Raw genomic sequence first — 6,000 nt, 5'->3', positions numbered from 1 at the left:
CGCTTTAGCCACCAAACAGCTTGGCGATATCGAGCTGCAAATGCGTAAAGTGACAGAAAGCGATCCTGAGCTATCGAAGAAAACCAAACACGCCATTACAATACCGGGAATCAACTTTGTCACAGCCATTACCGTGATCGCGGAGACCGATGGTTTTGCCAACGTCGGAAACCGGCGGCAGCTGGTTAGCTATGTCGGCCTGGATGTGGTCATGAAAGAATCAGGCACGCTAACCTGGCGGCCCCATATTTCCAAACGGGGCAATGCCTACATCAGGGCAGGCCTGTACATGGCTGCTGTCAGTTCTAATATTCACAATAAAACCCTGAAGGCTTATTTTAACCGGCTGAAGGATAATGGCAAACCGGGAAAGACCGGTATCGTTGCCCTGGAAAGAAAGCTGCTGGCGCTGATCTATACCCTTTATAAAAACGACCAGGATTATATCCCGGATCATAGGTAGCGCCAGTAAGATCATGCTTTTTAAAAAGGAATAGCCCGCAGAGCGGGCTATAGTAGATGGTCTTTGCCCTAATGGTAGGTCATAACCTCTATACTGTAAAGATAAGTATTATTCTGTTTTTATAGTACAGCTTGGTTCAGCGCGTGATCTGCTGGCTCTGTGATCTTTTCTTTCTTTTTTTCTTTTGCTCGGAATCGCTATCCGGGACGATACTGGTACCTGCGGTATACAAAGGTTCCAGCATGACTTCCAGAAAACCCGCCGCTGTCTTACCTGCTGCGGCCAGCATACCGGCAGTAGTGTGAAACAACCCTTCAGCAACACCCTGGGCAAGTTCATTCGCCACCGACCTGCTTTGATAATTCTGCGAAGCGCCCTCGGTCAGCAAGCTCAACTGTTCCCGTTGCGCCAGTTTGCCGTTCTTCTGGACGTTGGCGTAGGCCATTGTGTCTTTAAGCTGCCTGTCAAACGAGAACAAGCTGTCAAAGAGTGTTTCCCCGCTCTGCTTGAATGCTACCCGGTCAAACTGACCCATCTTTTTGGAATGCTCCTGATTCTTGCCCCGTGAATTATTCATGGGGCTAAGCTTGATCTTATTCGTGGCATCCTTGCGGCTGACAATGACCTGTACATGCATTTGCTCACCCACTTTGCGCTCGCCCCGTTGTTTGAGGCCTTGTTTCACCTCCGGGTCTTTGTGGCTGTAGTAACGGTGGTTTTCCAGCTTGGCGAACCATACCAGGTTCTCGTTGCTGTTCACACCATCCCGGTTGAAGTTCCGGGCATAGGCGTCCATCACGCGGACTGCAAACCCTTTCATTTGTTCTCTGGCACCATCCTCGCCGTACTGCTCTTTTAGAAATGCGATCTCTTTCTGGCTTGGGCTGATATTGACCAGGAAGAATTTGGCATCGTCTCTGCCCAGCTTGGCGATATTACTGTCGATCTTCGCTTTAACCTCATAAGGTTCGATCCTGATCTGCTGGCCGTTAAACCAATACTCTGGCTGTTGTTTATGATCGAGCCGGTTCTCTTTTTCGAGATAGTGCACCAGCCCGCCGCTGCTGCCTTTATTGGCAGCTTCCTTGTTGTCGGTAATATTGATAAACATAAAAGCTTCCTACTACTCATTTATTACTTACAATAAACTGACCTGCGCTTTGGTAACGGAGATCAGCTCTTCTTTTTCCCTGCCTGAGGTCATCATGCCAAACGCATCCCTGGACTTGATATAGCTGTCCAGAATGAATATAAACTGCGACTTGAGGGCTTCCTTGCTTTTAACCCCTTTTTGCATCGCGTCCATGATCATCCCGATAGCGTTCAGCTTCCCGTCCTGGGTGTTTTGATTATTCAGCAGGTCGGTATTGGCTTTGAGTATTTGGGTATTAAAACGTTCAATGATCTTGCCTTGCGAAGTAGACACTCTGTCCATTTCCGTTTTGATTGGTATGAGCAGCATATTTTCCTGGCTTTTGATAAAACCGATATATTGCTGGTGGTTCTTCATCAGGGCATTCTTTAACAACTCATCATTAAGGTCAAGCGGGTCTTTCTTACTTTTATAAAAATAATCGACCATCTGGATAAAGACCTGGCGCTTTGTGCGGCCCAATTTAAGAGCGATCTTTTCAAACTTCTGATCCACCATAATAGGGTATCTCACTGATCTTACATTAATATCTTCCATTGTGATTTTTTTTTAAACGCGCTTAGTTGTTCATACAGCTGTGCAGCTGTTTCGATATGCAGGATACCCCCGAGTATCCTGTTTTCTTTTCTTTCATAGGCAAAAACGCCCTAAAGTATCCCCGGAGGATACGCAAAACCCCCGTAGCGAAGCGTAGGGCAAGCAAAGTAGGGCTCCGCCCAACTTCCGCTTGCTCCTTTTCTTTTGCAAGAAAAGGACGCGTTTGGCAATTTGTAGCCGTCGCCTAACCCGCGGATTGCTCCAGGGAACCAATGAAAAAAAATCATAAAAAAATTTGCTTTTCATAATAGTATCTGGCTCCCACATCCGGGCTAACGCCCGTCGTGGTATCCCGATACTTCGTATCGGGGATTTATGCCTTTGCTATTGTTACCTTGTTTCCACTCTGGGCTAAAGCCTGTCGTTGTTTCCGATACTTCGTATCGGGATTATCGGTATTTGGTAACAGTGTCTTTAAGCGGTAGGGATGGGCGATTTAAAGTCGGGGCGTGATTGCCTCCTTCAATCCATTCGATTAGTTTTCTTCGCGAAAACAAAAGTTTTCCTTCGATTTTACAAAACGGGATTTTTTTGCGTTTGACCAATCCATAAATTGAAGTGACCTCGTATTTGATGAGGTTGGCCGCTTCTTTTGTGTCCAATAAGGTATCATCTTCATTGGACATCTTAGGACTTACTTGTACGGCGTTTTTAACGGATAACTCAATTAGCTCCTGGAGCTCCTGAGTAGATAGTGTGGTTACAAATGTTGCATTCATCATAAATAATTTGATGAACAAAACAATACGAAAATAACCCAACGTTACTGCACGTAGTTTAACGAAGTCATACCGTAATCCGGTAGTTTGGTATTTTGGATAAGATTAGTAAAGTATTTTTAGCGTAGGAACTGTTCTCCAGTTCTTTAATGGCGGCAATGGCTACTGGCTGTTTTTTCGTAAAATTACCCGGCATATAATTTAGTTCTATCGCATCATAAACCGAAAAATTCGCTTTCAGGCATTTGCTATATTCCTCCAATGGCAAGCGGGTATAGGTGTAGTTAAGTTTGTAAGTGGCGTGCATAAGCAAGTATAGGATGGGCTGATAATCAAGCGGCAATTCATAAAAGCGGTGGGGGCTGTCGGGTAGCTTGCTGTGTTCTCCCGATATATCGGCAAACATGCTCCCTAATAATTCCATTACATCACTTTCCGCTTTAAACTCCGGCGTTAAACTTAAAGACTTACATTTGGATAGATCCAACAACACCAGCCATATTGTAATAATATCACATACCGGGTATTTCAATGGTATTTTGGAAAGTGCGGATTTAGTGTCTGTAGTAATAGGTGCTTCTACCGATTTATTCTCCGGCAAGGTTTTGGAGATTTGCACGGGTTCGGCTTTAGTGGTTAAAAGACTTAGGTTTTTGTATTCCCTGAAAGCCCTTACCAAACAAGCTTGAATATATCCTAAATTATGCAGCAACTGCGGAATGGCAAAGCCCTCAAAATATAAATCCCGCTGGCAATACTCCATAAACTGTTCCAACATTTCCTTTTGATGGGATAGCCCCAAGGATGGAAAGGCGGGGCCGATCTCCGTATTAAAACCGTCAAGACCTAACAAATAGCCTTTGTAAAATAGCTGCATGAGTTCTGTGGTGTATTCTTCCGTGATGGGTCGGGTAGTCTCCAATAGTATTTCGTTGTGTTCTGCTACCTTGTTTTTAAATACCTTAGCCAAGTTGGGTTCGCTCACATAAAAAACTTGCTGCTCATCCGTTTCAATTCTTTCAAAAGGGAAGCTTCTTTGGTATTCAAATGTAGTGGCAGCCGGTTCAAATAAACCGCTTACTGAGGACAGGAAAGGGAATTTACCGTGCTTGTTAGTATTTACACCAGTTAAAGGATTATAATCAGAAAGTTGCAGAAAATACATAAGCAATAAATTATTGGTCAAAGTGTTTTATATATAAACAATCACACATTTAATAAATTAAAAGCTAATTAGTAGCAATCTTTTTCACACCGTCTTTATAACTAAAGGTTGCGCGATAAGTTTTTAACAGACCGTTAGGCACCTTCAAAAACTGATTCATTTCTAAGTTAAAGGTCTTACCTATACTATCTAAATGTCTGTAAATAATATAAGAACGTAATTTATTAGTTAATTCCTCGGTAGAGAGGTTTGCCCATTCCTCATTTTTTAAAGTCAATCCATTTCCAAATTCAACATCATCTTTATAAGTTACACCAATTAAGCATTTTTCATAGATATAGGTTAAGGCGTTTGATGGCTCAACAGATATAAAGTCTTTAATTATTTCATAGTAATAATTATTGAGGTCATTCACAAAGTAGTAGAAAGGCGTTTGACTGGAACCCTGACACTTTACATAAAGACGTAATGTTTTTAAAGATGGTCGCATTTCTGTACCAGTTGGTGCCTTTACTGCTAAAGAAAGAGAAATGTTTGTTTGTTCATTTCTTGCAGGTAAAACTAACCCTGCAATCTCTAATGCTTCTAACTCTGTATCTACCTTCAACCTACTGTCAGTTTCCATAATTGAGCATAAAGTTAGATATGTGATCCCAACGGCTTTTGCGTATACAACACCATCAGCCTCTGCTAAATCAAGGTCACTAATGTTACATGTCTTTTTAGAATGTTTACATAAATAAGATAGCAGCTTAACTTGTGATGATGTTAAACTTTTAAGTAGGTCAATGAAAAATATATTTTCATCTTCCTGATATTCTCCACACGATGCGGCAAATAGTCCTGCCCACATATTTTGTAAAGTATCATTACTTACTTCCGAAGCGTTATCAAGTATGCGTGATGCAACCCTTGGGGCAATTAAGAGTTTACTTGATTCAGGGTGGTTTTGTAATAACACCTGTACTTTTCCCCAAAATTGAACTCTATTTAAAAATCGAAAATATGAAACTTGGTCACTTAATAATTTCCCAAATTCTTTTGCGGGTGGCAAAAGCGCAGCTTCTATTAGAGATTTACCAACATCAATTACTGCTTTAATACCTTCCTTAGCACCTTCTTCTACTATTTTAGTTGTTAGGTCATCCATCATTTTATAAAATTATCTATATAAGATTTCAATACATATAACCCTGTTACAAAAAAATTTCTTTATTGTCAGACTCACCTATCTCAATAGGTATTTGTAATACTGATTATTTGTTATTCTCAACAAAAGACTTTTATTTCCTTCACTGATAACTTCAACACTTACAAAGCTGGAGTTTTGTGTAATATAAGTCGCCCAGCTTACAAAGAATAGTTATTTATAGTAACCTTTACCTTCATTTACAGATGCCTCGTAGTATCAACTATCAAGCTATCCCTATTATATTCATCAAGCATTTTTTTTATTTCGGGCATACTTTTGACCTGTAACTGCAAACCCTCAACCATCCTCGCAGTAGGTTTAAGCGATAGATTTATGTTATTTTTGTGTACTATTAAAAAATTCTTTGGTTGTCCATAATTATATAGTGTGCGTTGTTTTACCTGTTCGTGATAAAATGTATTTAAGGCCATTAAATAAGCTGTTGTATCATTTTTAGATTGAACTTTAGATATGCTATCGTCCTCCGAAAAAGCTCTTGTTTTAGGGTCATATTTTTGTTTATACAGAGTTAAAACCTACTCTTGAAGTTTTTCGCTTGAATCTTGTTTAGTTCTTTCTTTGCAAGAAACAGCAAAAATCGTTATTGCGATTATAAAGGTGAATTTTTTCATGCTTTAAGGTTAAGTAATGATGGTTTGTTAAAAATAAAAAGCCCTTTGTTAGGTGGCCGTAGAGCGTAATTTATTTTCA

At 40.6% G+C, this 6,000-nt stretch carries 6 protein-coding genes; 1 reads left to right on the top strand and 5 read right to left on the bottom strand.

What is annotated here, in order from left to right:
• A partial coding sequence (locus ABIB50_RS21315) for a transposase (RefSeq protein ID WP_429383083.1) occupies positions 1-463 on the top strand: 463 nt, incomplete at its 5' end.
• Between the two features lie 136 nt (positions 464-599).
• Here the strand turns inward: ABIB50_RS21315 and ABIB50_RS21310 are convergent.
• From ABIB50_RS21310 to ABIB50_RS21290, 5 genes are all read right to left on the bottom strand, one after another.
• The gene (locus tag ABIB50_RS21310; protein WP_429383081.1) at positions 600-1,574 is read right to left on the bottom strand and encodes a DUF5712 family protein; all 975 of its coding nucleotides are present in this window, start codon (positions 1,572-1,574) and stop codon (positions 600-602) included.
• Positions 1,575-1,601: 27 nt separating this feature from the next.
• Complete coding sequence (locus tag ABIB50_RS21305; protein ID WP_429383079.1) at positions 1,602-2,153, bottom strand: BfmA/BtgA family mobilization protein; 552 nt, start codon at positions 2,151-2,153, stop codon at positions 1,602-1,604.
• A gap of 449 nt (positions 2,154-2,602) precedes the next feature.
• The gene (locus tag ABIB50_RS21300) at positions 2,603-2,935 is read right to left on the bottom strand and encodes a helix-turn-helix domain-containing protein (protein ID WP_429383078.1); all 333 of its coding nucleotides are present in this window, start codon (positions 2,933-2,935) and stop codon (positions 2,603-2,605) included.
• Between the two features lie 64 nt (positions 2,936-2,999).
• Complete coding sequence (locus tag ABIB50_RS21295; RefSeq protein WP_429383076.1) at positions 3,000-4,097, bottom strand: hypothetical protein; 1,098 nt, start codon at positions 4,095-4,097, stop codon at positions 3,000-3,002.
• Between the two features lie 64 nt (positions 4,098-4,161).
• Complete coding sequence (locus tag ABIB50_RS21290) at positions 4,162-5,250, bottom strand: Abi-alpha family protein (RefSeq protein WP_429383074.1); 1,089 nt, start codon at positions 5,248-5,250, stop codon at positions 4,162-4,164.
• Positions 5,251-6,000: the final 750 nt, after the last annotated feature.

The organism is Mucilaginibacter sp. UYCu711 (assembly GCF_050433825.1).
In the GTDB taxonomy this organism is placed as follows: domain Bacteria; phylum Bacteroidota; class Bacteroidia; order Sphingobacteriales; family Sphingobacteriaceae; genus Mucilaginibacter.
This window is presented reverse-complemented; position numbering and strand designations above follow the sequence as displayed.

What these genes read in the sequence shown, in the direction of transcription:
- ABIB50_RS21295 (WP_429383076.1), bottom strand. Translation starts at nt 4,097, where the DNA reads ATGTATTTTCTGCAACTTTCTGATTATAATCCTTTAACTGGTGTAAAT.
- ABIB50_RS21290 (WP_429383074.1), bottom strand. Translation starts at nt 5,250, where the DNA reads ATGATGGATGACCTAACAACTAAAATAGTAGAAGAAGGTGCTAAGGAA.
- ABIB50_RS21305 (WP_429383079.1), bottom strand. Translation starts at nt 2,153, where the DNA reads ATGGAAGATATTAATGTAAGATCAGTGAGATACCCTATTATGGTGGAT.
- ABIB50_RS21300 (WP_429383078.1), bottom strand. Translation starts at nt 2,935, where the DNA reads ATGATGAATGCAACATTTGTAACCACACTATCTACTCAGGAGCTCCAG.
- ABIB50_RS21310 (WP_429383081.1), bottom strand. Translation starts at nt 1,574, where the DNA reads ATGTTTATCAATATTACCGACAACAAGGAAGCTGCCAATAAAGGCAGC.